Source organism: Methanoregula formicica SMSP, assembly GCF_000327485.1.
Lineage (GTDB): Archaea > Halobacteriota > Methanomicrobia > Methanomicrobiales > Methanospirillaceae > Methanoregula > Methanoregula formicica.
This window is the reverse complement of the sequence record NC_019943.1, coordinates 2,258,543-2,284,982: the sequence shown is the minus strand read 5'-3', so window position 1 is coordinate 2,284,982 and position 26,440 is coordinate 2,258,543. Positions and strand designations below refer to the sequence as shown.

Sequence of the window (26,440 nt, the reverse complement as noted above, 5' to 3'; positions counted from 1 at the left end):
TATGATCTACGGCGATAAGAAGACCGGCGTGCTCGTGCAGGGCGCCACCGGCAAGCAGGGTGAGTTCCACATCGGGCTGATGAACGCGTACGCACAGCAGGTCGGCGGCCGGGGCGTCGTGGCCGGTGTCACGCCCGGCAAGGGCGGCCAGCAGGTGCACGGCGTGCCGGTGTACAACACCGTGAAGGACGCCATGAAGGAACACGACATCGGCGCTGCCGTCATCTTCGTTCCTGCAGGAGCGGCCGCCGATGCCATCATGGAGGAAGCGAACGCCGGCATCGACACCATCGTCTGCATCACCGAGCACATCCCCGTGCAGGACACCATGAAGGCAGTTGCCTACGCACGGATGGAGGGCGCAAGCGTGATCGGCCCCAACTGTCCCGGGCTCCTCTCGCCCGGCGAGGTGAAGATGGGGATCATGCCGTCAGCCCTCTTCACCCGCGGCCACGTGGGGGTCATCTCCCGCTCGGGAACGCTCACGTACGAGGTCGTGGACGAACTGACCCGGGCCGGCATCGGCCAGAGCACGGTGGTCGGGATCGGCGGCGACCCGGTCATCGGCCAGACGTTCGTTGACGTGATGCAGCGTTTCGAGAAGGACCCGGAGACAAAGGCCGTTGTCCTGATCGGGGAAGTAGGCGGGAACCTCGAGGAAGAAGGAGCGACCTGCACCGACCTCCCGATCGTCTCCTATATTGCCGGCGTCTCGGCCCCCCCCGACAAGCGGATGGGCCACGCAGGTGCCATTGTCGAGGGTGGCGAGGGCGACGCGAAGTCCAAGATCGCCCGGCTTAAAAAGCACGGCGTGCCGGTGGCGTCCCGCGTATCGGAGATCCCGGAGATGGTGCGGGAACTGTTCCGGTGCGGGTGCTGAAAAAAACTATTTTTCCAGCCCGTCTGCTGTTTTTCGTAACGTTTCGGCAAGCATCCTGCGGAACTCACCGGTATCGATCGCCGAGGCCTCGTGCCGGTCGAGCACCATGATACGGTCGGCACGGGCGATCAGCGTGTCCATGGCGCAGGCGGCAAAGACGAGCGCCGTATCGCCCATCTTCGTACGGTCATGGAAAAGGATCTCGGAGAGCGGGGTGATCTCTTCTTTCTGGAGGCAGCTTTTGACGAGCAGGTTCGGGGCTGCCCGGTCCTCGTCGATGATGAGGAGCGGGGCATGGCGGGCGATGGCGGACTGGACCTGCCAGGCCATGGTCATCGACCCGCTCCCCATGCCGTGCACCGAGCGGACCGTACCGCTCACGCCAGGCGGGAGGGTGGAAAAGAACATGCTGATGTCGGCCCCGGCAAGGCCCATGGTGGTCGATTCTGCCGTGCAGGCACCCCGTGCCGTGACAACCAGCTCCCGTCCGTCATGCGGTGCATGGTCGTCCCTGCCGGCAAGGATACCTTCCAGGAACGTGCTCTTGCCCTGGGCGTTCGAACCCGCAATCGCGAGCACCTCCCGCTGGCGTATCCCGAGGCCGGTCACGGTCCCGCCCGAAGCCGGGAGCCCGAGCTCAACCGGATCGAGTTCCACCGGGCAGCAAAAGGGGATGTTCACGCCGGTCTTGGGGCCGGCGACCCGGAAGAAACAGCGGTGGTGCGTCAGCGTCCGGGCAAGTTTCGAACCATCTGCAACAAATGCAACGAGCCCCCGTTCGCGGAGTCCCCGCCGGAGCCGCTTCTGGTCGAGCGACGCGAGCCATGACGCATCCACAACCCGTGCCGGCGTCTTCTCCACAATTGTTCCGACGGCATCTGCAAGGCCGCCGAGGGCGTCTGCAACCTGCCTCCTCCCGTCTCCGTCCGGGCAGGGCATGGCGCCCCGGAGGATCACGTGGATGCCTTCGCAGTCGCAGAAGTTACGGGCATCGGCTTTCCAGAGATGCGAGGCCAGCGTCTCGTCGGAATGGATGACCGTGTAGGGTTCGATCGTGTCGCGGTACCGCTGCGAGCCGGGCACGCCCTTCCCGTACAGCGGGCCGAGGGCCGGTACGCTCTCCGCCTGCCCCTTCACCCGCTCGATGAGGGTAGCAGCAGCACCGTCCGCGCCGGCCGGATCGAGGGCAATCTCGGCTGGAAGGTTCCGCTGCACAACAACGGGGAAACTGAACTGGAGGGCAGCACCGTCAAAAGAGCGGACCAGAAACGCGGTGATCCCCGGCTGGACCCGGGACGAATCGATCTGCGTCCCGTCCCCGGTGTACGAATGCAGGAACGAACCAATGGCTTCGTCCCACCTGCCGGCATCGTCCATAGGTGTTCATGGGACGAACGGCGCAAATACCCTTGCGATCGCATCTCACCTGCACCACCGGCAGGACGCGGGTGCATCATGAGGGGCCCCGGCCGCCGCCCGCAGGAGCAACATCCCTCTTTCGCAGTGTCGTTACCGGCCCAACCGGCAGCACCCGAACGGTTATGGTGATCCCGTGACAATGGATCTGTCGCAAACACCATGTCCTCCCCCCAGTTTCTTCCCATCCCGCCCGAGTTGTTCGCCCATGCCTGTAGTACCGTGACACAGCGTGTCTCGCAGCTCCCGTTTTTACGGGGCGGCGTGCATGTCACGGGCGAGCTGGTCGGCGTGACCATGGAGTGCCTCAATGCCGAACCGACCCGGGCGCTTGCACTCAGCACGCCCCGCGACACGATTGCCGGGAGCGTAGCACCTGGCCTGGACTCCTGTCTCGAAGAGCGCCTGCGGGTCACGGGAAAAGCGGTCGTCCCGGTGATCGCAGAAGTCCTCTGCAGTGCCGGGATCGCGGAGATGACGGAGATTATCGACCGGCAGATGCACCGGCCACGGCGGGCAATCCGCCTGCTCCCCCCATGGACCTGGCACATCGCGTCAGCGCTCGCCCCCTCGCTCCGTCTCGCGGGAGAAGTGGACGGGTCGTCGTTCTCGTGGATGGACCTCTGCCCGGTCTGCCGGACCGGGGTCCTCACAAAGATCGTGGGAAAGCAGCTCTTCGGGATCCCCCGGACGGACTTCATTATCGAGTGCTCGCACTGCGGCGCAAAGTTCATCCCGGTCGGCCCTGCGTTCCGGCTGGTCTCCATTGCCCATATCCGCGACCCGCTCTGGAAAAAGCACCTCGACACAACGCACTCGGCGGAGGAATGGGCTCTCCTTGCACGGGGCACGGCACCGGGGGGAAAGGTCGCCCCCTCGAAAGCCCCCGTGGCGGAAAAGAGGCCTCCTGCCCCCCTGCCTGCTGCACATGTCACGCTCACTGCTATGAAGGACGGGACGCTTGTGGTCCCGGTCCTGGGAAAGACGATCTACTTCCGGCCGGTCGCCCTGAAGGTTGTCGGGAGCGTGAAAGGCGATGCCTTTTTCCGGGTGCAGAGAACCCTTGGCGAGCTCCTTGAACTGCCGGCGTTTCATCACCTCCGGGAACCGGTCAACGCGAAGTACTCCCGCTACCTCTCTCTGAAAGCCGGCCTCTTCCTCTCACAGCTCAAGGAACGGCACGACCCGTTCTACCGCGAGTTCCTCAACGGGTACGGCGATGAGCGGTACGGCACTCTCATGCCGGGGAATTCCGGAGAGACCGGGAAACGTGGCGTGCTGATCGTTGCCGTAAACCGGGGGTTGTATCACGTCCTTGATTTCCCGGAGCCGGTCTCCGAGACAATCACCGGCCGGTTTGCACGGGTCGGGCCGGACGACTGCCTCCTTTCGGGGGATCCGGAGCGCTGCCGGGTCAATGCCCTGCTCTGCACCAGCCGGGACACGGCCGGGCTGTATGTCTGGCCCGCGGAAAAAGAGGCTGAACGGCGCGAGATCGCCACAGCGATCAGTGCCCTTCTCTCTCCCAAATAGCCCTGCAGTTCCTCCTGACGGACCGATCGCTGATCAGAGAATTTTTCATATCTTATGAGAACATTATAGTTATCCAGTCCGTACGATAAATTTGCGGAGTTTCCTTGATGAAGTGCCCTCACTGCGGGATGAACCTTCGGGATGATATCACCGAATGCGGTTATTGCGGCGGCAAAATTACCCGGAAAAAAGAGCGTGCAGCAGCTGACGCGGCGAGGTTCACCGTACCGCGGGCAGGTGCTGCCCCCAAAGGGACTGCAGCCCGCGCACCGGCAGGGGATCCTGAGTCAGAGGACGAGGAGGAGGGGGGGCTCTCTGCGGTCCTCCAGCCCGGTGAACAGGTGCTGATTGGGGCACTCAATGTTGCTGTCAAGAAATTCTCCTTCCACGCCTACCTGACCAACCAGCGTATCTTTTTGATCGACACGCAGGAAAAGAAGATCAAGGTGACGGCAAAAGACGTTTCCCGGGACACGATCGTGGGAAGCATCGTCGAAGTCTCTGAGAGTTCCGACCCCGTACTCGTCCTCTCCCTCAAGTCCGAAGACGACGAGATCAAGACCATGAAACTGGTCTTTGTCCAGGGCGGCACGGACCGGTCCGCGGAGATCGATGAATGGATCACCCTCCTCCTGGGCGAGGAACCGGTACCGGCAAAGAAACCCGGAAAGCGGCCCGCAGCGCCACGGCCAAGGGAGCCTGTCGTGGAGGAGGAGCCTGAAGAAGAACGCCCTCCGGCACGGAAGCCCCAGCGGAGGCCTGCGCCGGCAAAGGTGCAGGAGCCCATAGCTGATGAGGAATATGGTGAAGTGGAAGAGGAGGAGCCTGCACCGATCCGCGTCCCCGAGCGTGCCCGTCCCCGGCCTGAACTCCAGCCGGCGAGACGGCCGGTCAAGAAGGACCACGAGCGGCAGCCCCCGGTAAAGCGGCTGCTCTCGCCCTACCCGGTTCCCGAAGAAGAATCCATTCCGGAAGAGGTGCCAGCGCCGGAACCTGCGGTGGTGACACCCCCCCGGAAAGTGCCGGTCCGGCAGGTTATCGCCACCACCTACGAGCGGGAACCCCCGGCAACCCGCGAGGCAGAGGAACCGGCCGTAGCAAAGCCTGCCGTGCAGTCTGCGATGCGGGTGGCCATGAAGACAGCCATCCGGCAGACCGGCCCGGTCTCTCCCCGTCCGGAACGGAGAACTGTCATCGAGCCCCCGCCCGCCGTTCCGGAAGAAGGACCCGCCCCGGCACCGGCCCGCCGCCCGGTTGTCCAGGAGAGCAGGGCAGCCCCCATCACCGGGAAACCGGAACGCGATGAGCTGAAAGAGGCAACCCCCCAGTACTGCCACAACTGCGGGAAGAAGCTGCCGCACTCCGCAAACTTCTGCCCGGGGTGCGGGACCAAGCTGAACGTGGGCAGGACACTCCCGCACTCCCGCACCAGCCCGACGCTTACACGGAAGATGACAAGGACCGACCCGCCGGGCCACGAGAACCACCGGCCCGTTCCGGTCGATCAGGAGGACTTCGAGGAGGAGAAGCCCGTCCCGACAAAACCCCCGGTCAAGAAGGCCCCGAAGGGCAGCGAGATGACCATCCTCCACAAGTTCCTGCGGCGGTAATACACCAGACTACGTACGGTCCGCTCGTTCTCTCTTCTTTTTTTTGCTTTCTGCACTGCCCCGGGAATCACCAGTGGTTATATCGTGTTGTATGTACAGTGTTTACGACGATCTGTGCCGGTTTCTCGATTACTAACAGTAATAATTTCCCCCCTGTTTCTTGTATAATTGGAAATTGTTATATCAATACCATTCCCATGTATACTAACGAAGCCCACGAGGACACTCATGAAAAGAAACATCCAGATCGAAGCCTTGGACCAGATCCCCCTTGAAAAGCAGCGCATAGAACTTGCCGAGCGCAAGTGCCTTGGCCACCCTGACAGCCTTGCCGACGGCATTGCAGAGTCCATCAGCCAGGCGCTCTGCAAAACCTACCTTGAGGAGTTCGGCGTTGTCCTCCACCACAACACCGACCAGGGCGAAGTCGTTGCCGGCGAATCCGCACCGAAGTTCGGCGGCGGCCGGATGATCCGCCCGATCTACGTGCTCCTGGACGGCCGTGCGACCAAGGAATGGAACGGCGTCAAGGTCCCCGCGGACGCTGTTGCCGTTGAGGCTGCCAACAAGTACATCCACAAGATCCTCCCCGACCTTGACCTGAACCGCGAGATCATGATCGACTGTCGGCTCGGGACCGGTTCCACCGACCTGCGGGATGTCTTCAAGCCCAACCAGGGCAAGGCCCCGCGGTCCAACGACACCTCGTTTGGTGTCGGCCACGCCCCGTTCTCTGACGTGGAGAACATCATCCTCAACAGCGCGAACTACATCGACACAAAACTCCGGAAGAAGTACCCCGCCATCGGCCAGGACATCAAGATCATGGGCCTCCGCGATGGGAACACCATCACCCTCACGATCGCCTGTGCTATCGTTGACCGGTATTGCAAGGACATCCGCGAGTACAGTGAATACATGGACATCCTCCGGGAGGAGATCACAGCGGTCGCAAAGAAGACCTCCAAGAGAAAAGTCGTTGTCCATGTCAACACGGCCGACGATATCAAGAAGAAGAGCGTCTTTTTGACCGTCACCGGTACCTCGGCCGAGATGGGAGACGACGGCTCGGTAGGTCGCGGCAACCGCTGCAACGGGCTCATCACCCCCAACCGCCCGATGTCCATGGAGGCAACGAGCGGCAAGAACCCGATCAACCACATCGGCAAGATTTACAACCTCCTCTCGACCCAGATCGCACAGGACTGCGTGAAGAAGGTCGACGGCATCGAGGAGATGTACATCCGCCTCCTCTCCCAGATAGGAAAGCCGATCGACCAGCCCCTCGTGGCCAGTGTCCAGGTGCTGCCCGCGTCCGGTGTCAAGTTAAAGGACATCAATGCCGAGATCCTTGGCATTGTTGACGACAAGCTGGCCAATGTAACCGAGGTCACCGAAAAGGTAATCGCCGGCAAGCTCAAGACGTTCTGATTGGAAGAGCGATGGCAAAACCTGCACCTGTCACCAAAAAATCCCGTGACACCCCCTCTTTTTCTGCCGTAGTGCGGCTTGCGATCCCCAACAAGGGAAGGATCGCCGCCCCTATCCTCGATCTTGTGGAGAAGAGCGGGCTCCACCTTGCGGAGAGCGGGGCCGAACGGCGTTTGATCACCCGGACCCTGGACCCCCATGTCGAGATCCTCTTTGCCCGTCCCGTGGATATCCCCGAGTACGTTGCAAACGGGGCGGCCGACCTCGGCATCACCGGCCACGACATGGTGATCGAGCGGGAGTCCGATGTCGAGGAGCTCCTCGACCTCCAGTCCGGCAGGGGGAAACTGGTCCTTGCCGTGCACGAGGACTCCGGCATAACCTCGGCTAAGCAGCTGAAGGGGAAGAAGGTGGCGACCGAGTTCCCGGTTATCACCGGCAGGTACTTTGCAAAGAAGAAGGTGGACGTCGAGATCGTGCAGGTTGGCGGGGCCTGCGAGGCAACCCCGCATCTCGGGATCGCGGACGCGATCATCGACCTGTCAAGCTCGGGCACGACGCTGAAGACCAACCGCCTCCGGGTGATCGATGAGGTTCTCACAACCTCCACCCACCTTATCGCAAACCGCGAGTCCCTGAAGCAAAAGCGGGAGAAGATCGACGAGATCCACCTTGCGCTGGAGAGCGTGATCCGGGCACGGGGACAGTGTTACCTGATGATGAACGCCAAACGGTCCTGCCTTGATGCAGTAAAAAAGGTCCTGCCCGGTCTCTCCGGGCCGACCGTGATGGACGTTGCCTCCTCGGAGGGTCTTGTTGCAGTCCACGCGGTGGTCAGCGAGGAGCGGGTGTACACCCTCATCAACCAGCTCCGGCGTGCCGGAGCCCGGGATATTCTCGTGATGGCCATCCAGCGGATGATCCGGTAGGCTGCTAAATGAACATCTTTCCCGCTGTCGACATCCTTGGGGGGAAGTGCGTCCAGCTCGTGCAGGGGAAACGCGAGAGTGCCACGGCATACGGCGACCCGTTTGCCTGTGCAACCCGCTGGCTGGATCTGGGAGCAACAGCGCTCCACGTTGTCAACCTTGATGGGGCGTTTGGGACGGCCTCGAAGAATGCAGGGCTCATTAAAGACCTGATCAAAAAGACCGGTGTCGAGATCGAGCTGGGCGGGGGCATCCGTTCCGTGGATGATGCCAGGAACTGGCTCGAGACCGGCGTGGACCGGGTCATTATCTCGACCCTTGCAACCCGGGATCCGGGGTGCATCCGGACCCTTTCCCGCGAGTTCGGGAAAGAACGGGTGATGCCCGGGGTTGATGCAAAAGGCGGGCAGATCGCCGTGCATGGCTGGCAGGAGACGGCCGGGGACTATATCGGCTGGGCGAAACGGTTCGAAGAGCTGGGTGCCGGCTCGCTGTTGTACACGAACGTGGATGTCGAGGGATTGCAGCAGGGCATACGGATCGATCCGGTGAAGCAGCTGATCGATGCGGTAACAATCCCCGTTGTTGTTGCCGGTGGTGTCTCGGCCCGTTCCGATGTAGCCGCCCTGAAGGCAGCCGGGGCAGCCGGAGCGGTGCTCGGCTCGGCGTTGTACAGCGGGAAGATCAAACTGAAGGATGCACTGGAGGAATGCAGATGAGAGTTGTGGACGTGAAGCGCGAGACAAAGGAAACGAAGATCGTAGTGAAACTGAACCCCGACGGGAAGGGGATGGTGAAGGTGGACAGCGGGGTCCCGTTTTTCGACCATATGCTGACCGCGATGGCCCGGCACGGGGGGTTCGATCTTACCTGCACGGCAAAGGGCGACCTGCATGTGGACTGCCACCACACCATCGAGGACATCGGCATCGTCCTTGGCGATGCGATAAAGCAGGTTATCGGCGAGGGCCGGGGCATCCGGCGGTTTGCCCATGCGGTCATCCCGATGGATGAGTCTCTCGGTGAAGTTGCCCTCGACTGCGGGGGCCGGGGATACCTTGTCTGGAAGGGAACGTTTGGCAACAAGCTGGTTGGCACCATCCCGGCCGACATCTTCGAGCACTTCTTCTACTCGCTCTGCACCCGCGCCGGCATCACGGCCCACATCTCGTTCTCCGGCAAAAACGACCACCACCAGTGCGAAGCAGCGTTCAAGGCATTCGGCATCGCCCTCGGGCAGGCACTTGCGCTGACCGGGGACAAGAAGGTCCGGAGCACCAAGGGGAAGTTCTGAGAAATCTCATTCGATTAATTGTTATTTTTTTAGTCCGTTGAAAACATTTGAAGTAATGATGGGGGCTGATGCCCCCATACCCCCGGTTGTGATTAACGGCCGCCGCCCCGAAGGGCGCCCCGCGGCGGTATCAATTTCTTTTTGATGAAAACGATTCTTTGTTGGAGTATCCCTTTCAGATAATACAGAGGCATCGTCTGTGCCCCCGCTGATGCGATTCGACACCTCCCGTCTGCTGCCACGGGCAGGCAGGAGTTTAGGCGGGGGTGGAATGCTGTCGGAAAAATGCTTTGTTATCGTCCTCTTTTTCCGTGCAGGTAATGCAGAAGCATCATCAGCGCCCCCTGCCCCTTGGGGGTGTTGAGGGTCTTCAGACCCGAGACACGAGAAGAACCTGCAAGGTTCTTCGAGTCAGGGCTTTCGAAGAACGCATCCGCGTTCTTCTCATCCTCCTGGTTTTTCAAACCAGTCGGAGGCGCAAAGGGGGCGATCGTAACAACGAAACAATGAATCGATCCATGTAATGGCTAAAAACAAGCAACAATTTTCAATTTGATTAATTCGAAGAACGCTGATGCGTTCAGGAGAAGGTCTGTCCTTCTCCTGCCGCAAGTCTGATGACTTACGACATTCTCCTCTCTCAGGTCTGATGACCTTCGACAATTCGAAGAACTGCATCCCGCAGTCCTTCTCAACGTTGATAAAAATAGAGTTTAGTTGGACTTGGACGCCAGGTCCACGTCTTCCTTCTTGATGGTCTTCCTGCCAGCGTGCTCGGCAAGCTTGTTGGCTTCTTTAGTCAGCTGGGCGATGTACTTCTCGGCCTTGGCAACCAGTGCCTCGGCTGCATCGCTTCCCACGCGTTCGGCTCCGTTTTTCTTTGCAATCCTTACAACTGCGGCGATTGGTAAATCTGCCATGTTTTTTACCTCAAAAAGAAATCCACTTGGTATATTTAAATACTTTTTGGGGAAATACTCCAATATAGCCCCGCAATATGATATTTGAGGGCGTGTTGCACGGCAAGAGCGAATCGGGCTTCAGAATTTCGCAAAATATTTTTTATTTTGTTTTATTGATTTTTTTGGGGAAAATAAAGCAAAAACGGGGCCTTAAATTATTCCAGCAAAGATGCTGCGAGCAATAACGCATTGGCATAATTTGGAGAGGCGCGCGAACTATCCACGAAAATTCTGCGGATATTTACCACAGGCGCCCCATGCCCGTACCCGTTTCCTAAAAATGTGAGTGTCCGGAAGATAAGGTTCCCCGAGATCCCGTCCGGAGCTATGATGAGGCCGCAGGTCTGGATCGCATCTTCGATCAGGATCTCGCAGTGCACGGAATCCGAGAGTTTTGCAACCAGTTCGGCCTCGGCCATGCTCGCGTCCACCTGCTTATGGCGCCCGATGTCCCCGAGCCTGCCACCGGAGAGGATGCCGGTCTTCTCCGGCAGGCCGAATTTTTTTGCAATGATCTTCCCTTTCTTGATCAGTTCGAGTTTTTCCGGGACGGTCCAGCCTTCGTCCACGCCGACCGGTGTCAGCAGGAATTTCTTCCCGCCGGCCGTCTCAAGGAGGGCGATCCGCTCAAGGTGGTCGACCCCCTCGGCAATCTTCAGCGCTTTCAGTGTCGCGTTTGCGGGTAACGTTCCCCGTACCGCGGCATCGATCGAACCGTTCATGAGGTCGTCGATCATCGCCTGCTCGGGATGTGCAGACTCAAGGATATGGACCGATCGTTCGGAAGGCTTGTCCTTCACGATGCCGGGCCGGCAATAACAGGAAATTTCCATGGAGGTGCAGACGGCGACCGCACTCTCGATAACCTTCTCCGGATCCTCAAAGATCCCGATCCCGACCCGCTTTACCGCGACTGGCATGCAACGTCCTCTTCGGTCAGGTGCATGATCCCGTTTTTGATGAAGTCAAAGACCTCGGTCTCGCTTCCGTCGTACCGGACGGAGAGGGACTTGCTGTTGTTCACCCTGCCGATCACCTTTGCCGTCATGCCGACACCGGCAAACGTCCTGATGAGCTCGGGGACCTTCTCCTCCTTTGCCGTCAGGATGAATCCCATGCCCGGGTACATCCGGACCCACTGCTCGAACGTCATGCCGTTCTTTGCAAGGTCCGGTTTGGGGATCTGCGAAAGGTCGATCTCGCCGCCCTTGCCGCTGATCTCAAGCAGCATTCCGAGCGTCCCGATGAGGCCGGGGTTGCTGATGTCCTTTCCTGCAGTCACGAGGTGTTTTCTGCCAATCTCCTCGAGAACCGCGATCTGCGCCCGGACTTCGGCTGCGGATTTCATCGTCACCGAGTCCCAGTTGAGGGCACAGGAGGGGTGGACCCGCCCGTTCAGGTCGATGGCCATCACGACAATGTCGCCGTCCTGTGCCGTGTGGCTGTAGATGATCGAGTCGAGCCGTGCCGAGCCCAGGATAGAGACATCAATGACACTGTAGGGGGCGTCCGGGTGGAGGTGCCCCCCGACAATCGGGACGCCGAACTGTGCGGATGCGTCGTGCATCCCTTTCACCACCTGCTCCTGGATCATGCCCTTTGACATGGAAAAGACGTCCACCATCGCGATCGGCCGGCCGCCCATGGCCGCGATGTCGTGGATATTGACAAGCACCGAGCAGTACCCCGCCCAGTAGGGGTCCGCCTCCATCAGTTTCGACCAGATGCCGTCTGCCGCAAGGAGGAGCGCCTCGCCGTTGTGCTCGATCACCGCCGCGTCCTCGCCGAACGCGGCCACGACGTGCGGTGCATCGATCCGCAGCGCCTTGACCATCTCGCCGATGGCATGTTTCCTTTTCACGCCCTCGTATTCCCGGACAACCTTTGCGATCGATTCTGTGGAGCAGTTGCGGACCACGACATCACCTGAAAATACAGTCCGTGCACGGAGCACGGATACTCGTGTTATCCTAATTGCGCCTCATCAGAGATAATTCATTTGTTCTTCTGCTGAAACGCCGGCCTGCCACTCGTACAAAAGCGCTTTTATTGGTAGCCCCGCAAATGTAGACTGATTATGGACTGGGCAGAGAAGTACCGCCCTGCACACCTCGCGGATCTTGTGGGAAACAAGACCCCGGTGATGCAGATCGCGGAATGGGCAAAGACCTGGACGAGGAAGTCCCGGCCGCTCCTCCTCTACGGCAAGCCCGGCATCGGCAAGACCTCGGCGGCCTACGCACTCGCAAACGACATGAACTGGGAAGTCGTCGAGCTGAACGCAAGCGACCAGCGGACGGCAGCGGTGATCGAGCGGATCGCCGGCGCCGGGAGCGTGACCGCGAGCCTGACCGGCGCAACGCGGAAACTGATTGTCCTTGACGAAGCGGACAACCTGCAGGGAAATGCCGACCGGGGTGGGGCAAAGGCAATCCTCGAATGCATCCGGCAGGCGCAGCAGCCGATGATCCTGATCGCAAACGACCTGTACGGGATCTCGCCGGAGATCCGGGCCCGCTGCGAGCCGGTCCAGTTCAAGGCAGTGCCCGCCCGGTCCATTGTCCCGCGCCTCAGGTACCTCTGCTCCGCAGAGAAGATCAGCTGCAGCGACGCCGCCCTCCAGTCTATTGCCGAGAGCGCCGGAGGCGACATCCGCTCCGCGGTCAACATGCTCTATGCCTCAGCCCTTGGAAGAGACAGTCTCGATGACGGACAGGTCCATACCTCCCAGAAAGACGAGCGGGTCTCCATCTTCTCGCTCATCACGGCACTGTTCGGCAAGACCCGCGACGACGAGCTGATGCGGCTCTCGTACGATGTTGACGACACCCCGGATACCATCGTGCAGTGGGTCGAGGGGAGTGTCCCCCATCTCGCGGATCCCCGTTCCGTCGAGCGGGCATACCGGTACCTCTCGCGGGCGGACCAGTACCTCGGCTACACGTACCGCCGCCAGTACCATACGCTCTGGCGGTACGCAACGGCGGTGATGCTGCTTGGCGTTGCGGACGCTGCCGGGGGAAAGGGCATCCATGCCCGGATCATGCCACCCGAGCGCTGGCAGAAGATGGCCGCCGCAAAGAAACAGAAGACAATCCGTATTGCGACCTTAAACAAGGTCTCATCGACAATGCACGTCCCGCAGGACACCCTGCGGGAGCACTATCTCGACACCCTCGCCCTTCTCGTTGGGCAGGACCCGGCGGGATTCGCCCGCGAGCTCTCGTTTGACGCGGACCAGCTCAACTTTTTCCTGAATGACCGGGCACGGGCTGCCGAGATTATCCGGGCGATCGTACAGGAAGAGAAAGAGCGGGAGAAAGAGGCAAAGAAGGAAGCTGCCCCGCCAAAGAAGGAGCAAAAGGCGGAGAAACCGCAGAAGAAAGGGGAGCTCCCGTTACCGGAAGCGGAGAGCCCGAAGGCTGCACCGGCAAAAGTGAAGGAAGAGCCGGCTCCCGCAAAAACCCAGTCAACGCTCTTTGACGGATTCTGAGCAGCGGACGTACCGGTGCAGGAGCACCCCGCAGTCGATCTTCTCCCCGCCGCTCCCGTACGTCTCGAACCCGAGGTGGTACACGAGAAGGTCGCAGCCAAGGTTTTCCGCGAGGGCGATGAGGGGCGGGAGCATCTCGATCGCCGGCCGGATTGCGTATACCACGTCAGCATCCCGGTAAAAGGAGAGATCGGGTTCGAACACGTCATCAATGTGGAAGACCACTCCTTCCGGTACGATCCGCTCACGGATGTCCGTGCACCGGACCGGGACCCCGGCCGCATGGATGATTCCCGCCGCGCCCGGGTTGTTTCCCACGCCCACCTCGACCGGGCTCGTGTAGTGCGCGGCAATGTAGTCCCCGACGCATTTCTCAACATGTTTATACGAGCCCATTCCAACAGAATATAGCGATGCATGTCCATATTTTTTGGGATGCCTTATCTCCTTCCGGCTTCCAGGTGCCGGTCTCCCGCATCATCTCCTCTGTTCTTGGTGTCCGGACCACGGTCTCGGAGAACCCTGTCCGGCTGATGGGCTACAATAATGCCCGCCACCAGGTCGACGCGCAGGCCCTGCTCGACAGTGTCCAGGCATACAAGCACCGTCACGGGATCGATGATCCGGTCCTCCTTGTCGTCCATCAGGACCTCTTCCGGAACGGGAACGATTTTGTCTTCGGCCTTGCCCGCGAGCAGGTCGGGGCGGCGGTTGTCTCGACTGCCCGTCTGGGAAACGAATACTATGGGAGGGAGCACCATGACGACGACCTGATCGACCGGATCACCAAGGAAGGCTCCCACGAGATCGGGCACCTGCTGGGCCTGGGGCACTGCGAAAATCCCGAGTGCATCATGTTCCGGCCCAACACGCTCGACGAGCTCGACCGGAAGAGGAAGATGTTCTGCCCGGACTGCGCAAAGCAGCTCGAAGAGATCACCGCCGGGTTCTGATCCTTCACTCTGGCGGTTCTCCCTGCGTTCTTCTGCTGCATTTTCCCCAACTGGTGGCACAACCTGCATATACCGGCAGCGGTAATAGTCCCCTAATCCCGTCAGCCGCGGGTCACCGGGTGAATGACGGTGCACTGCTCTGTGATCACCAGCCCGGCCGGTACCGGGCATGACTGTCCCGCCCATCCCGAGTGTAACGCCCGTCTCCTCGCGGCGTTATCGGGTGTCCCCCCGGGCACGGCGTTCCGTGCTGCGGATCCGGCAAGGGAAGAGGCCGTGCTCCGGGTCCATGCACCCTGGTACCTTGCATGGCTTAAGGAGCGCTCTGCCGCTGCCACGGTCCCCCTGTTCATTGATGCGGATACCTACGTGACCCCTGCCTCGTACAACGCAGCGCTCGGGGCAGCAGGCGCCGCGATCCTTGCGGCGGAGCGGACCCTGGACGGGGAGCATGCGTTTGCCCTGGCCCGGCCCCCCGGCCATCATGCTGAACACGAGCGGGCAATGGGGTTCTGCCTGCTGAACAATGCTGCGATCGCGGCTGCCCGTCTCCTTGAGGATGTTGACCGGGTTGCGATCGTTGACTGGGACGTCCACCATGGCAACGGGACCCAGCAGGCGTTTTACGGGTCCGATAAGGTACTGTACTGCTCCGTTCACCAGGAATACCTCTTCCCGTATACCGGCAGGACGGGCGATACCGGGATCGGTGACGGGACCGGGTACACGGTCAATGCACCGCTCGCGTGCGGGGCGGGTGCCGCGGATTTTTTCGCGGTCTTTGCTGAAGTCTTCGTGCCCGTGATCGATCGCTTCCGGCCCGATGCCCTGATCGTCTCCGCGGGACAGGACACCCTCTTTGACGATCCTCTTGGCGGTCTTGCCCTCCGTCCCGCCGACTTTTCGAACCTTACTGCATTTCTCATGCAGGCTGCGGACCGGCCGCTGGCGCTCGTCCTCGAAGGGGGCTACGGCCCCTCGCACGGGGAAGCGGTTTCCTGCATCTTCTCGGCACTCCGGTCCGGCAGGGGGTCGGTGGAAGGATGTCCCGGTGAGCCGTCCGACAGCACGAAAGAGACTATCGCGGCGCTCCAGTCCACGCTGCACCGGATCAAAAAAGCCTGACTTCCCTCTTCACGATGAGGGGAGGATCTCGATCTCCATGGTGCTGATCTTCTCGAACACCTTCTTCATCTTGACAATGGGCCAGAGCTGGTAGAGCAGGATCGTGACCGGTTCCCACATGGCAACCCAGCCGATGATCAGGAGGGCGTCGGCAAAGATCTGGGCAAGGAGGTGGTCTGCGGCAAGGTACGCGGCAACGACCTGCCGGGCGAGCAGGGCGATCGTGAGGAAGGTGAGGCCGACAAGAAGCGCCCATCTCCCCTGCCGGAATTTCTCCCGGAACTTCAGGTCCTGGACCAGCATCCGGTACCGGAAATGCGAGCGGATGGCCGCGGGGATCTTACCGGCCTGTTCCTTGCAGTGGATGCAGACCGGCAGGTAGATGACAAGGCGGAAGGGGGTTTTCAGGGGAAAATCATCAACGATATCGACAATGTACTGCGCTGCGTCAGGGTCCAGCTCCTTCTCGTGAAACGGGGCATGGTCAAGCGAGTTGAAAATCTGCTCAACCGATTTGAGATCGATCTCGATTAAGATCTTCCCGTTGACTTTCCGGTACAGCGACTCGATCTCAGGCATGCTGTATTCCCGGTGTCCTGTTCACCGTGCCATCCGATAAATGCTCTTTATTCATCACGTCCCCCTCATCTCCCGGCAGGATCGTCCGGCCCCGTTCCGGCCCTGCTGCGACCAATTGCGGCGATCGCTTCACTGATATCTTCGCGGGCTTCTTCCGACTCCATCCGGTACAGGCGCCGGAGCGGGGGAATCGCGCGGTCATCGCCGATCCGCCCGAGCGCCCAGACCGCCTTTGTCCTCACCCGCGGATCTTCGTCCCATAACGCATCGATGAGGTCACCCGTAGCAGCCGGGTCCCCGATCCGGCCCAGCGCTTCCGCTGCTTTCCACCGCGAGGAGACGTCATCGTCCTGGAGGAGGGCAGTGAAATGCGCGAGTCTCTCTCCGTATTCCGGGGACCGGCCTGCCGGGCCGGTATCCTCCGCAGTTCCTTCTCCGGGGTCAGGGGTATCCATGGATCGCTCCGTGCAGGCAGGCCTGCAGGAAAGGGATGCAGGGCCGGCCCGGTCACTCCTTGTCTTTCACGTACAGGATCCCGGCGGGTTCCTTGTAATCGGTCTTGATCACGATGGTGCCCGAGAGCCGGTTGAAGACCCGGAGCTTGGTCTCCGGCATGGCGATCCATCCGATGAGGCAGTCCAGCGGGAGGAGGAATGCCTTGCCGAAACTCTGGATCGCGGCTTCCTTATAATCGATCCTTGTCCCGTCACGGCTGACAACTTTTAAGTTCATCACCATCTTGCCGATGGACTGCCCCCTGCCCTGGAATCCTTCCATGACCGTCCAGTACAGGAAGAAGAAGAGGGTCTGGAATGCAAACTCGAAGGGTTCCCAGTTCCAGGGATCGATATACAGGGGAATGCTCCACCCGAGCGAATCGACGATGCCCCGGATGATGTTGAGGAAGAGGATGACCATGAAGAAGTCGATGAGCCAGGCCCAGAACCGTGTCGTCCACTTGGCAAGGTAGAGCGTGCGGCCTTGTCCGGTTACGGCAGATGCAGGGATATCCGGGCTTCCCGTGACAGCGGGATCCGTTGCGGGAACGGGAGTGACGATGGCGTCATCAGTCATTTCAGGATACCCGTTATACGCTCATATCCATGAAGGTTACTCTTTTTCTGCCGTGATCCGGCCCGGTTCCGGAACAAACTATTTCTCTGGAGACGGGATAACCGTACATCGGGAGAATACTCATAAGAACGGGGTGAGCTGCTGAGATGACCGATTCTGTCATAACCGAGCATGAAGGCTCCCGCAGAGGGCCGGTGGTGCGCTACTACCAGTACGGGAACGGGGGAGTCCGCGTGCTGGATGCAAAGAAATCCGTGCGGAGACAGTACCGCTTCGACCCCTCGTCGGAGATCATGACGGAATGCGATCCGGCCCGGCCGGACCGGACGCTCCGGCGCTTTGTCTTCGACAAGTACGGCATGGTCGAGGAGGTTTTCGCGTTCGGGACACGGCCCCGGACCTTCCGGTTCGAGAATGGTGTGCAGCGGATCGCCATCCGGGAAGGCGGGGACTATGGTGCGGTCGGGAAACTGATCACGTTCGAAGACGAGGGGATCGCGGAGACGGTCTGGGGACGGAACGGGGAGATCGAGCGGGTCCTCGTCTTCGAGCCCGGCAACGGCGTCATCACCGAGCGGTCCGGGGGATGGTTCGGGGATGTCGCGAAGACCTTCCTCTTTGACCGGATCGATGCATCGGTCTTCCGCGGGCCCGATGCGTTCCTCCAGTTCCTGGTTTTCACAGAGTGGAGCGAGGCGGACCGGAATGCCCATATCGAAGACCAGGTGGCGAAGATCCGGAGTGAGAAGAAGGGCAGCCCGTATGCCTTCACCGGCAAGCGCCCGGCCCCGCGGGGTGCCGTGGCTCCCTCATCAGGACGGAGGCCGTCACGCGGTGATGATGATGGCGGCATTGATTTTATTGCCGATGCGGATGTGCCGGCAGAGGCTGCTCCCCGGGGATTCCCGGCACGCCGCGGCAACCACTATGCAGTAGAAGAGAACCGGCAGCAGCGCGAGCGCACCGTCCAGGGCCGGTACAATGAAGTGAGGAGCAACGAGATAGCGCTCCAGGACCGGTTCGAACGCGCCCGGGGCGAACGTGGGGAACTCAGCAAGGGTGCAAGCGTTGATATCCCCCTTGCCGACCGGTTCGAGTACGCCCGGCAGGCACGCGAACCCCTCTCAAAGGGAAAGAGCGTCGAGATCCCCCTTGAGGAACGGTTCGGGGGATCATCGCGGCACGAGCGCGAGCCCCTGCCCCGGGGCGCGAGCGTGGACATTCCCTTGGAAGATCGCTTTGAGAGTGTCAAGCGCGACCGGAAGAAACCCGGCCGTGGCGAGAGCGCCGAGATCCCCTACGAGGAGCGGCGCCGGGGCCGGGGCGGGGATCTGTAAAAAAATTATCTCTTTTTTGCAAGCACAAACGCCGCTGCCGCGATAACCGGAAGGAGACCGAGGGCTGATTTTTGTGTTGTTACCGGTGCCGGTGCGGGAGTTGACGCGGGCCGGGGAGCCGGTGATTGGGGAGGAGCTGCTGCTGAAGCAGTGGTTGCGGCTGGTGCTGCGATGTCCATCACCTTTGTGAGCGAGGGGCCCTGGCTGCAGGTTGCCGTGACGCGGATGGTGTCGCCCTTGTTCAGCGGGAGGGAGCAGGTGTACGTCACACGGTCTCCCGAAGGCTGGCTCGTGTAGTCCCTGTCAACGGAAACGACATCGTTGACCTTGACTTTCACGTTGCGGATGTAATGGGACTGCGGGTCCGGGACCGGGTGCGTGATCACCACGGTCAGTTCTTTTGCAGCGTCATTGTACGAGAGCTGGATGTCCGAAGGGGCGTGGGCTGATGCGGGGAACACGGTGAGAGCGATTGCCGTAAGCAGGACAAGGGCTGCGAGACCGTACCGGAATGGGTCGGGGCTTTCCATGGAAAGTCTGTTGGCATGAGGGGTTATGAAAGGTATGATCGGTGCTGGAAACGAGTGTGGCCGGGCATGTACTCATGATTATCCGAAGCAATGCAGTCAGGACTGATAAGGTTCTCTGATCTGCGATGCTTATCGGTCGGAGCCTTTGTCGGGAGATCTGGTTCCGCGTATCAAGGCATCCTCTGGAAAGTCGACAGGAGGGAAGTCAACAATTTTCATTTAACATTTTTGCGCAACCGGATCTGCCTGAATATTGTACCGATTGTCCCAAAGCATCGGGAAATTGTCCGGATTTCCCGTTTTGGAATTTATTCAGCCAGACCCATACTCTTTCAGGCACCATGCTGTCTGTGTCAGCGGAAACCCTGCAAAAAACCGGAAGAGGTGAACATTGCTTGAATGCTGATGTGCCTTGGGAACAATTTTGTTCCTACAAAAAGAGCAGGACGGGAAGCCCGGATTGCGGTAAAACCAGCGCATCGCACGCAATTTTCTCTTACAACCGGTCCATAATCAAAGCCCATGGTCTTCTGAAACGGATAATGGGTTGTCACAGGGGCCCCGGATGACATGAGGATATTACATGACAGAAAAGCCTGAAAGGAAAACACAAGATCCGCCTGGTGCAGGCTGCACCGGCGGACCGGGTACCGGCCCGGATAATCCGGAAGCACATGAACAAGGGCTGGCACTGCGCCGGAGCTGTAGAGCACATCCTGCTGAGCGGGTGACTGCCCTGAGAGGGCTGGCCATTGCCCGGCCCAGGGCACCGAAGAGCGCTGTCCGGCGCCAGACCCTGCGGGAACTCTATGGAAAGGATCCCGAGATCCCGTACGTGAAGTTCGAGGCAGCGCTTCGCGATCTTGTCTGTTCCTTCATGGAGCGGCAGGACCGGATGAACGAGGAGATCTTCTACCAGATCAATGATCTCCGGTACCGCATTGAAGGCCTTGAAGCGGACCGGCAGGGACCGGGAGGTGTGCCATGACCAAAGGCAGGCGCCCGAAGAACGCACTCGGTGAGGCGGTGGAGATCGCGGAGAGACGCGGGAGTGTCGAACGGATAGCTGCACAACGGTACAACGCGTTCGATTTCATTATCAACGAACCGGACCGGGTCGTGTACGTGAAAGTGAAACGCTCGCAAACGCTCTTCACGTACGAGTTTGAGATCCTGCACAAGTACCAGCGCGAGCTCGCAAGCCTCCACCGTGTTGCCCTGACTCTTGTTACCGCCCGGGAGTTCTGGGTCCGGGCCCCGAACGGCGACTGGCAGTTCTTTCTGGTCCGGCACGATTCGATCCGGGAGGTCCGGGCGGACGGGATGGTTATCCCGCGAGAGGTCCTGCCGGTGAGAACGGTGGATCTGCGGGATGAGCCGGCGGGGGGAGGTTCGCCGGGAGATGGGGAGTAATCCCCTTTTTTCTTTTGTGATGACGACCGTGCATTTTTTAGGGTGGAGATCCATCATCTTTTATCGGAACCATGAAATCGGCTGATGAAATACGAAAAATCCTGCGGGAGTGCCTCCCCGAGATCCAAAAGAAATACGGTGTTACCTCCATTGGTATTTTCGGGTCCTATGCACGAGGGGAAGCTGCTCCAGCGAGCGATATCGACATCATCGTCGAATTTGACAAGCCGATCGGATGGGAGCTCGTGGACCTTGCCGATTACCTGGAATCCCGCCTCCATCATAATGTCGATCTTGTCATACGGAGATCGCTCCACCCGTTGATCCGGGATACCATCCTTGCTGAGGTACAGTACGCATGACCGCACGGTCTCCAGCCCTGTACCTTTCAGAGATCCTTGCCTCCATGGAGAAGATCGAGCGCTACATTGCCGGGATCTCCTATGAGGATTTTATCAGGAACGAGCAACTGATCGATGCCGTTGAACGGAATGTGGAGAAGATCGGTGAAGCCGCTGCTGCGATCCCGGATGAGATCCGGAAGCAACATCCCGAAGTTCCCTGGAAGACCATCGTGGGATTGAGGAACAAGGTTATCCATCATTATTTTGCGGTTGACCACGAAGTGATCTGGCAGATCGCAACGAAGAACATTCCGGCAACCAAAGGGAAGATCGCTGCGATAGTCCGGGAATACCCCCGGTAACTCCATATTTTGTATCCTGTTTCGGGGGGCTCTCAGAATGAGCAATCCGGCCCCTGTACGGGCTCCGATTTCCAATTTTTTGATCAACTTTTGTAAAAATCGGTGCAGTTTTGCTCAGTGATCCGGAGATATGAGTTTTCCTTGGGATACAAGCGAAACAGGGCATTTTACGTGGCGCTGTAAAACGCTAATGTACGCTTTTGGGAGGTGAAAGTCGGGGGTGCGAGGGGGGCAGGATGGGCCAAGTGAAAGAAGAGGGGATATTGGATCGACCTGAACAGGTTTTCTCCTGACGCTCTCGGGGGCGTTGCCCCCGCCGCGTGGGCACCCCCCAGGTTACGATGACCCTGTATTACCCGTTCGGGAAAATGCACGGAGAAATAACCTGGTTACTGCCGCATGATCTCAACAACGCGATCGACAACCGCAATCATCGCGTCGTCCTTCAGATGCCCGGCGGTATACTGGATTATTTTTGTATCAGCAGTAAAAATCCGGGTTGGCCGCACATTGCTCTTCTGGAACTAATCGATAAAAAAAATTTGACGGTAATTTTTGAGCGAAAAACGCCATGACCTGATTAATCGTGCAACCTTCAAGTAATTTTTTTTAAAATCAGCGTAATTAAAAATTATCAACGGGATTAAAAAACATTATCCATAATAAAAAAAATTTCCCCATTTGAAATAAATATGTATCTCGCATTATTTTCTCTACAAGAATGTCGTCTATTATTAAAAATAAAATACTCCCCGTCATTTTTGCCGGGTTACTCTTCGCACTGATCCTTATCTCTGCGTGTACAGACACATCCCAGCCACCGGTATCCCCGACACCCGGGCAGAGTCCGGACGTGCCGGTGACTCCAAGAACCTCCGAAACTCCCGGTGCTTCTGTCACAACTGAAATTCCAGCGACTACGATTACGGCAGGAAAACCATCATGTCCGTCCGGCCAGACTCTCTGTGACGGGTCCTGTATCGATACGCAGAGCGACAGTCAGCATTGTGGGGCATGCGGGCATATATGTAATACCAGTGAACCCTGTTCGGAGGGAAAATGCCTGTCGTGGACGGGATCCTGGTGGATCGATGACGGGCAGAGGACGTTCGAGCTGACACAGACCGGGACATCAGTGAACGGCTTTGACAGTACTTTTAATCAGATAATAATATCCGGATCAACAAGCGGAAATCCTCCGAAACTTACTGGTATCTGGACTTACCCGAAAAGTGGAGATTCTTCTCCCTGTACGTTTGATATGACCTCTGATGGGAAATCGTTCACTGGCGGGTTGCTTGGAAAAAGAGTCCTGACCTGGATCCGGGTACAGGAGTGACTTGTTATCGGGGGACCTTTTTCCCCTGAACTTTTTATCATGCATCCCTAGAGTACGATTTTGAAAATCAGCGTAATTGAAAATTATCAACGATATTAAAAAACCCTTGTCATAATAAAAAAACCCAGACCATTTGAAATAAATATGCATCTCTCATTAATTTATGTACAATTATGTCATATAACGGGGAAAAATTTTACAAAATATCATCCGTCATTTTTGTCGGTTTGCTCTTCGCGTTGGTCCTTGTCACTGCGTGCACAAATACATCCGAACCACCGGCATCACCGGCTCCCGCTCAGACTTCGGCAGTGCCGGTGACTTCCGGAGCTTCCGTCACAACAAAAATTCCAGCGACCACGATTACGGCAGGAAAACCATCATGTCCGTCCGGTCAGATTCTCTGCGAAGGGTTCTGTATTGATACGCAGAGCAACAGTCAGCACTGCGGGGCATGCGGGAATGTATGTAATACCAGTGAACCCTGTTCGGAGGGAAAGTGCCTGTCGTGGACGGGATCCTGGAAGAGGGATGACGGATGGGTATATATGCTGACACAGACCGGGACATCGGTGAGCGGCACCGACTCTTATCAACAGGTAATAATATCTGGTTCAACAAGCGGGAATCCTCCGAGACTTACCGGTACCTGGACAAAAGGTAAAATGTCTTCACCCTTTACGTACGATATGGCCCCGGATGGGAAATCGTTCTCTGGTGCATTGCTCGGAAAAAATACCTTCACCTATACCCGGGAACAGGACTGACTTGTTAATAGCGCATCTTTGGAACAAGATTATACCGGTGAACAACTCGCATCAGTGGGGAAACAGGATATACATTTCAGATTAATTCCACTCTCATGATCTCGTCTATCATGAAAAATAAAATACCCGCCGTCATTTTTGTCGGATTGCTCTTCGCACTGGTCCTTGTCTCTGCGTGCACAGATACCTCCCAGCCACCGGTATCCCCGGTTGCCACGCAGACTACTGCCGTGCCATTAACTCCGGCAACATCAGGGACTTCCAATACTTCTGTCACAACAGAAATTCCAGCGACCACGATTACGTCAGTAAATCCATCCTGTCCGTCCGGCCAGACCCTCTGTGATGGGTCCTGTATTGATACGCAGAGCAACAGTCAGCACTGTGGGGCATGCGGGCATGTATGTAATACCAGTGAACCCTGTTCGGAGGGAACATGCCTATCGTGGACTGGAACATGGTGGAGCGAATTTGGGTGGTATTACACGCTGACACAGACGGGGACATTCGTAAACGGTACTGATACTTATGGTCAGATGATAATTTCCGGTTCAATAAGCGGGAATCCTCCGAGACTGATTTGTACCTGGTCAAAAGGAAAATTATCTTCCCCATGTACGTACGATATGGCCCCGGATGGAAAATCGTTCACTGGTTCATTGCTCGGATGTAATGTCCTCACCTATACCCGGCAACAGGACTGACTTGTAACCGGGGGCGGATACCTCTATTTTGAAGTTGTGCAACATGAAAACCAAAAAGACTCCCCTCCTTGTGGTCGGATTGCTCTTCGCACTGATCCTTGTTGATCAAATCATCATATGGTGGAGATAATCAGGTTTCCTGTCAGGGATGTGCTTGCTTTCTCCATTTCGGCTGTGCATGGGGGCGGGGCGGGCTTGTTGTGAGCGGGCGGACCCGCGAGCCGGTTTAGTGCCGGACCTGTCGTCAGGTGTCGGGACCGGACGGATCAGGACACAAGCGTGAGGTGGATTAGTCCAAAAAAAGATTGAAAGTATCCGTTTCTTATCGGAATCCCTTCTTGAAATCTTCGGCCTCTATCCCGGCCTGTTTGAGGATCCCGATCAATGTTCCTCTCTTTAATTCGCGATGAAGAGTACAGAAAAAACACGCCATTCTTTCTGCACGACAACGTGACTCGAAGTCCGGCGCTTGATCTCGAATCCCTGCTTTGCAAGGTATTTGACCAGTTCTTCCCCGGAAATGACCGGGAGTTTATATGACATCCGCCACTTCGACCTCCGAGTGTTTCTTCAGAATCCGAGGATGAGAAGTCTGCATCAGCAGACTTCGACTTGTGAGATTTCGCGGTGATGTGCTGGTGATCTCTTGTGAAGTTCTTCCCGCTGGACTTCGAGAACCAGTTCTATTGCTTCCTTGATATTGGCGAGCGCTTCTTCCCGGGTCTCACCCTGGCTGATCGCCCCGGGGATCTCGACGCACTGGACTGTGAAACCGCCTTCTTCCTGTGGTTCGAGCACCACCGTATATTTCATAGGTACAGAATATTCGTGGGAGAGTATACAATTTTTCCCTCTGGGATTTAATGGCCGGAAGCCCCCCTTGCGCCAGCCCTGACTCGAAGAACCTTTCAGGTTCTTCTCATGTCTCACCTCTGAAGAGGTTCGACAAGAGGGATTTTTCAAAATCCCTCTGCTTCATTCCTTCGGAATGAAGCTCCCCCAAGGGGGTGCTGAGGGTCTTACGACTCAGGGGCGCTGGCGATGGTGAGGTATTACCTGTACGGGATATTTGATAGAGTTGTGAAAAGGTAATGCAGGGACGGACTTGGGATTGTTGAGGGTCATTATAAATTGCCAGCACCGGAGCAATGAAAATGGCTAGTACGGATGGGTCAAAAATCTTATTGATTAGGCGTCTTGTGCAGATTGTTCGTCATATTAATATATAAAAACACAATAATGGGAATTATGGTAGTAAAAAAAGTATATGTTTGTCCTGTTGATGGCTGTCCAGGTAAATTTAGTACACCTAATCATGTATGCAAAGGATATGGAAATAAGAGACACCCCCCAACAAAATGTGTCGAGTACGAGCCTAGACCTAAATACCCGGGATTCGGAGTTTGAATTTCATTCTGAAAAATATGAGCCAATTAATAACACCTTATGAAGGATTGCAAATCATCCAAGGTTATGTCTGAGATATGTATGCCCCGGACTTTCTTTGATTAATGGTCTTCTTAATGAGTTGGAGAAATTAATTGATATCCCCGGTCTTAAAGGGAATATGGCATGAAATCGGCTGCTTCCAGTCTACAATCTTTTTTACAAAACTGGACACGTAATGGAAAATATCTGGTGGAGAAATGATTGACGAATATTTTGAGATCAACAAATCACTTCGAGAGATTAGGGAAAAATCCGTTGATGCGCTTGTAAAGATCTTATCGGGGGATACAGCTTCTGCGTCGTTAATCAACATCTACATTAAACGAGATCAAGAAAAATTAGAACGTTTATTGAGGGAGCGAAATTTTACTCTTGATACTGCGAAATTAAATCGCCATATCCGGTTTGGAAAAGAACATGATTATCGAGATATTTTATTAGAAGATATTCCTCAAATTGAAGAGATTCTTGACAAAAAACTTCGCGACGAATTAAAGATAGAGAAGTCTGGATTTAAAAATTTTTTACATCCTATAATCCAACGTCATGCATACGATTTATTTCAAAATGGCGATTATCGTAATGCCGTTCTGAATTCGATCATCGGTATTTTTGATCAGATCCGGGAAAAAACTGGACTTGAGGATGACGGGGATAAGCTTATCACTCAAGCCCTTTCAATTCAAAATCCTTTATTAGTGTTAAGTGATCTTAATACAGATTCTGGTAGGAACGATCAAAAAGGGTTTTTATTAATTTTCCAAGGTGCGTATATTGGCATTCGGAATCCCAAAGCTCATACTTTAGAGCATGATTTAACTGAAAAAAAAGCTGCGCAGTATTTGATTTTCGCGAGTTTACTCGCTCGCAGAATTGATGAAGCAACTCTCGTAAAAAAAGAATAATTCATTTATTC

Annotated in this window: 31 protein-coding genes; 17 read left to right on the top strand and 14 right to left on the bottom strand. The window is 57.3% G+C overall.

Translation table 11 applies throughout. From position 1 onward, the window contains the following. Position 1 precedes the first annotated feature (1 nt). A complete protein-coding gene (sucD, locus tag METFOR_RS11340) occupies positions 2–880 on the top strand; it encodes a succinate--CoA ligase subunit alpha (protein WP_015286285.1) in 879 nt (292 codons plus the stop codon). A gap of 6 nt (positions 881–886) precedes the next feature. On the opposite strand, the gene METFOR_RS11335 is transcribed toward sucD, so the two are convergent. Further along, positions 887–2,257, bottom strand: a complete 1,371-nt coding sequence (locus METFOR_RS11335) for a P-loop domain-containing protein (protein ID WP_015286284.1) — start codon at positions 2,255–2,257, stop codon at positions 887–889. Between the two features lie 201 nt (positions 2,258–2,458). On the opposite strand from METFOR_RS11335, the gene METFOR_RS14670 reads away from it, so the two are divergent. From METFOR_RS14670 to hisB, 6 genes are all read left to right on the top strand, one after another. Continuing rightward, positions 2,459–3,829 (top strand): hypothetical protein, encoded by a 1,371-nt coding sequence (locus METFOR_RS14670; protein ID WP_015286283.1) that lies wholly within the window; start codon positions 2,459–2,461, stop codon positions 3,827–3,829. Positions 3,830–3,936: 107 nt separating this feature from the next. Next, a complete protein-coding gene (locus METFOR_RS11325; RefSeq protein ID WP_015286282.1) occupies positions 3,937–5,439 on the top strand; it encodes a zinc-ribbon domain-containing protein in 1,503 nt (500 codons plus the stop codon). 228 nt (positions 5,440–5,667) lie between these two features. Continuing rightward, positions 5,668–6,870 (top strand): methionine adenosyltransferase, encoded by a 1,203-nt coding sequence (locus METFOR_RS11320; RefSeq protein ID WP_015286281.1) that lies wholly within the window; start codon positions 5,668–5,670, stop codon positions 6,868–6,870. An 11-nt stretch (positions 6,871–6,881) separates the two neighbouring features. Next, on the top strand, positions 6,882–7,799 hold the full coding sequence (hisG, locus tag METFOR_RS11315) for an ATP phosphoribosyltransferase (protein ID WP_015286280.1): 918 nt from the start codon (positions 6,882–6,884) through the stop codon (positions 7,797–7,799). 8 nt (positions 7,800–7,807) lie between these two features. Next, positions 7,808–8,518: a 1-(5-phosphoribosyl)-5-[(5-phosphoribosylamino)methylideneamino]imidazole-4-carboxamide isomerase gene (gene hisA / locus METFOR_RS11310; protein ID WP_015286279.1), complete on the top strand. Its 711-nt coding sequence runs from the start codon at positions 7,808–7,810 to the stop codon at positions 8,516–8,518. Next, the gene (hisB, locus tag METFOR_RS11305; RefSeq protein WP_015286278.1) at positions 8,515–9,093 is read left to right on the top strand and encodes an imidazoleglycerol-phosphate dehydratase HisB; all 579 of its coding nucleotides are present in this window, start codon (positions 8,515–8,517) and stop codon (positions 9,091–9,093) included. Before hisA ends, hisB begins: the two co-directional genes overlap by 4 nt. A 293-nt stretch (positions 9,094–9,386) precedes the next feature. Here the strand turns inward: hisB and METFOR_RS15640 are convergent, their stop codons facing one another. The 4 genes from METFOR_RS15640 to METFOR_RS11290 all read right to left on the bottom strand — a co-directional run bounded on the left by METFOR_RS15640 (position 9,387) and on the right by METFOR_RS11290 (position 11,973). Beyond that, a complete protein-coding gene (locus tag METFOR_RS15640) occupies positions 9,387–9,557 on the bottom strand; it encodes a hypothetical protein (RefSeq protein ID WP_158491383.1) in 171 nt (56 codons plus the stop codon). Between the two features lie 249 nt (positions 9,558–9,806). Beyond that, positions 9,807–10,013, bottom strand: a complete 207-nt coding sequence (locus METFOR_RS11300; RefSeq protein WP_015286277.1) for a histone family protein — start codon at positions 10,011–10,013, stop codon at positions 9,807–9,809. A gap of 197 nt (positions 10,014–10,210) precedes the next feature. Next, the gene (mtxX, locus tag METFOR_RS11295; protein ID WP_015286276.1) at positions 10,211–10,975 is read right to left on the bottom strand and encodes a methanogenesis marker protein Mmp4/MtxX; all 765 of its coding nucleotides are present in this window, start codon (positions 10,973–10,975) and stop codon (positions 10,211–10,213) included. Continuing rightward, positions 10,960–11,973, bottom strand: coding sequence for a methanogenesis marker 2 protein (locus METFOR_RS11290; protein ID WP_048110956.1), 1,014 nt, complete (start codon positions 11,971–11,973; stop codon positions 10,960–10,962). The genes mtxX and METFOR_RS11290 overlap by 16 nt, the downstream gene beginning before the upstream one ends. A gap of 159 nt (positions 11,974–12,132) precedes the next feature. On the opposite strand from METFOR_RS11290, the gene METFOR_RS11285 reads away from it, so the two are divergent. Next, positions 12,133–13,548: a replication factor C large subunit gene (locus tag METFOR_RS11285; protein WP_015286274.1), complete on the top strand. Its 1,416-nt coding sequence runs from the start codon at positions 12,133–12,135 to the stop codon at positions 13,546–13,548. On the opposite strand, the gene METFOR_RS11280 is transcribed toward METFOR_RS11285, so the two are convergent. After that, on the bottom strand, positions 13,525–13,944 hold the full coding sequence (locus METFOR_RS11280; protein ID WP_015286273.1) for a UPF0146 family protein: 420 nt from the start codon (positions 13,942–13,944) through the stop codon (positions 13,525–13,527). The genes METFOR_RS11285 and METFOR_RS11280 overlap by 24 nt on opposite strands. Before the next feature lie 17 nt (positions 13,945–13,961). Here METFOR_RS11280 and METFOR_RS11275 point away from each other — a divergent pair, with 17 nt between their 5' ends. Further along, positions 13,962–14,501 carry an archaemetzincin family Zn-dependent metalloprotease gene (locus tag METFOR_RS11275; protein ID WP_015286272.1) on the top strand — a complete coding sequence of 180 codons (540 nt, stop codon included), beginning with the start codon at positions 13,962–13,964 and terminating at the stop codon, positions 14,499–14,501. A gap of 123 nt (positions 14,502–14,624) precedes the next feature. Continuing rightward, positions 14,625–15,626, top strand: coding sequence for a histone deacetylase family protein (locus tag METFOR_RS11270; protein WP_015286271.1), 1,002 nt, complete (start codon positions 14,625–14,627; stop codon positions 15,624–15,626). Positions 15,627–15,635: 9 nt separating this feature from the next. Here METFOR_RS11270 and METFOR_RS11265 read toward each other — a convergent pair whose 3' ends face one another. From METFOR_RS11265 to METFOR_RS11255, 3 genes are all read right to left on the bottom strand, one after another. Next, positions 15,636–16,205, bottom strand: coding sequence for a hypothetical protein (locus METFOR_RS11265; RefSeq protein WP_015286270.1), 570 nt, complete (start codon positions 16,203–16,205; stop codon positions 15,636–15,638). Positions 16,206–16,270: 65 nt separating this feature from the next. After that, positions 16,271–16,660 (bottom strand): HEAT repeat domain-containing protein, encoded by a 390-nt coding sequence (locus METFOR_RS11260; RefSeq protein WP_015286269.1) that lies wholly within the window; start codon positions 16,658–16,660, stop codon positions 16,271–16,273. Between the two features lie 52 nt (positions 16,661–16,712). Beyond that, entirely contained in the window at positions 16,713–17,279 is a 567-nt protein-coding gene (locus tag METFOR_RS11255; protein ID WP_015286268.1) for an RDD family protein, read from the bottom strand. A 146-nt stretch (positions 17,280–17,425) separates the two neighbouring features. Here METFOR_RS11255 and METFOR_RS11250 point away from each other — a divergent pair, with 146 nt between their 5' ends. Beyond that, on the top strand, positions 17,426–18,616 hold the full coding sequence (locus METFOR_RS11250) for a hypothetical protein (protein ID WP_015286267.1): 1,191 nt from the start codon (positions 17,426–17,428) through the stop codon (positions 18,614–18,616). A 5-nt stretch (positions 18,617–18,621) separates the two neighbouring features. Here the strand turns inward: METFOR_RS11250 and METFOR_RS11245 are convergent, their stop codons facing one another. Next, positions 18,622–19,146: a hypothetical protein gene (locus tag METFOR_RS11245; protein WP_015286266.1), complete on the bottom strand. Its 525-nt coding sequence runs from the start codon at positions 19,144–19,146 to the stop codon at positions 18,622–18,624. A 583-nt stretch (positions 19,147–19,729) separates the two neighbouring features. Here METFOR_RS11245 and METFOR_RS15420 point away from each other — a divergent pair. The 5 genes from METFOR_RS15420 to METFOR_RS11220 all read left to right on the top strand — a co-directional run bounded on the left by METFOR_RS15420 (position 19,730) and on the right by METFOR_RS11220 (position 21,840). After that, entirely contained in the window at positions 19,730–20,134 is a 405-nt protein-coding gene (locus tag METFOR_RS15420) for a hypothetical protein (protein WP_015286265.1), read from the top strand. Then, positions 20,131–20,559, top strand: coding sequence for a hypothetical protein (locus tag METFOR_RS11235; protein ID WP_015286264.1), 429 nt, complete (start codon positions 20,131–20,133; stop codon positions 20,557–20,559). The genes METFOR_RS15420 and METFOR_RS11235 overlap by 4 nt, the downstream gene beginning before the upstream one ends. A 71-nt stretch (positions 20,560–20,630) precedes the next feature. Next, complete coding sequence (locus METFOR_RS11230; RefSeq protein WP_015286263.1) at positions 20,631–20,921, top strand: nucleotidyltransferase family protein; 291 nt, start codon at positions 20,631–20,633, stop codon at positions 20,919–20,921. Continuing rightward, entirely contained in the window at positions 20,918–21,265 is a 348-nt protein-coding gene (locus METFOR_RS11225; RefSeq protein ID WP_015286262.1) for a HepT-like ribonuclease domain-containing protein, read from the top strand. Before METFOR_RS11230 ends, METFOR_RS11225 begins: the two co-directional genes overlap by 4 nt. Before the next feature lie 341 nt (positions 21,266–21,606). Further along, on the top strand, positions 21,607–21,840 hold the full coding sequence (locus METFOR_RS11220) for a hypothetical protein (protein WP_048110954.1): 234 nt from the start codon (positions 21,607–21,609) through the stop codon (positions 21,838–21,840). A 49-nt stretch (positions 21,841–21,889) separates the two neighbouring features. Here METFOR_RS11220 and METFOR_RS15980 read toward each other — a convergent pair whose 3' ends face one another. The 4 genes from METFOR_RS15980 to METFOR_RS11200 all read right to left on the bottom strand — a co-directional run bounded on the left by METFOR_RS15980 (position 21,890) and on the right by METFOR_RS11200 (position 24,888). Beyond that, positions 21,890–22,165 carry a hypothetical protein gene (locus tag METFOR_RS15980; protein WP_233504520.1) on the bottom strand — a complete coding sequence of 92 codons (276 nt, stop codon included), beginning with the start codon at positions 22,163–22,165 and terminating at the stop codon, positions 21,890–21,892. A gap of 1,282 nt (positions 22,166–23,447) precedes the next feature. Beyond that, a complete protein-coding gene (locus METFOR_RS15975; protein ID WP_233504519.1) occupies positions 23,448–23,648 on the bottom strand; it encodes a hypothetical protein in 201 nt (66 codons plus the stop codon). A gap of 823 nt (positions 23,649–24,471) precedes the next feature. Continuing rightward, a complete protein-coding gene (locus tag METFOR_RS11205) occupies positions 24,472–24,618 on the bottom strand; it encodes a type II toxin-antitoxin system HicA family toxin (RefSeq protein WP_199483990.1) in 147 nt (48 codons plus the stop codon). Between the two features lie 54 nt (positions 24,619–24,672). After that, entirely contained in the window at positions 24,673–24,888 is a 216-nt protein-coding gene (locus METFOR_RS11200; RefSeq protein ID WP_015286258.1) for a type II toxin-antitoxin system HicB family antitoxin, read from the bottom strand. Between the two features lie 833 nt (positions 24,889–25,721). Here METFOR_RS11200 and METFOR_RS11195 point away from each other — a divergent pair. After that, positions 25,722–26,429 carry a TIGR02391 family protein gene (locus METFOR_RS11195; RefSeq protein ID WP_015286257.1) on the top strand — a complete coding sequence of 236 codons (708 nt, stop codon included), beginning with the start codon at positions 25,722–25,724 and terminating at the stop codon, positions 26,427–26,429. The last annotated feature ends 11 nt before the right edge of the window (positions 26,430–26,440 follow it).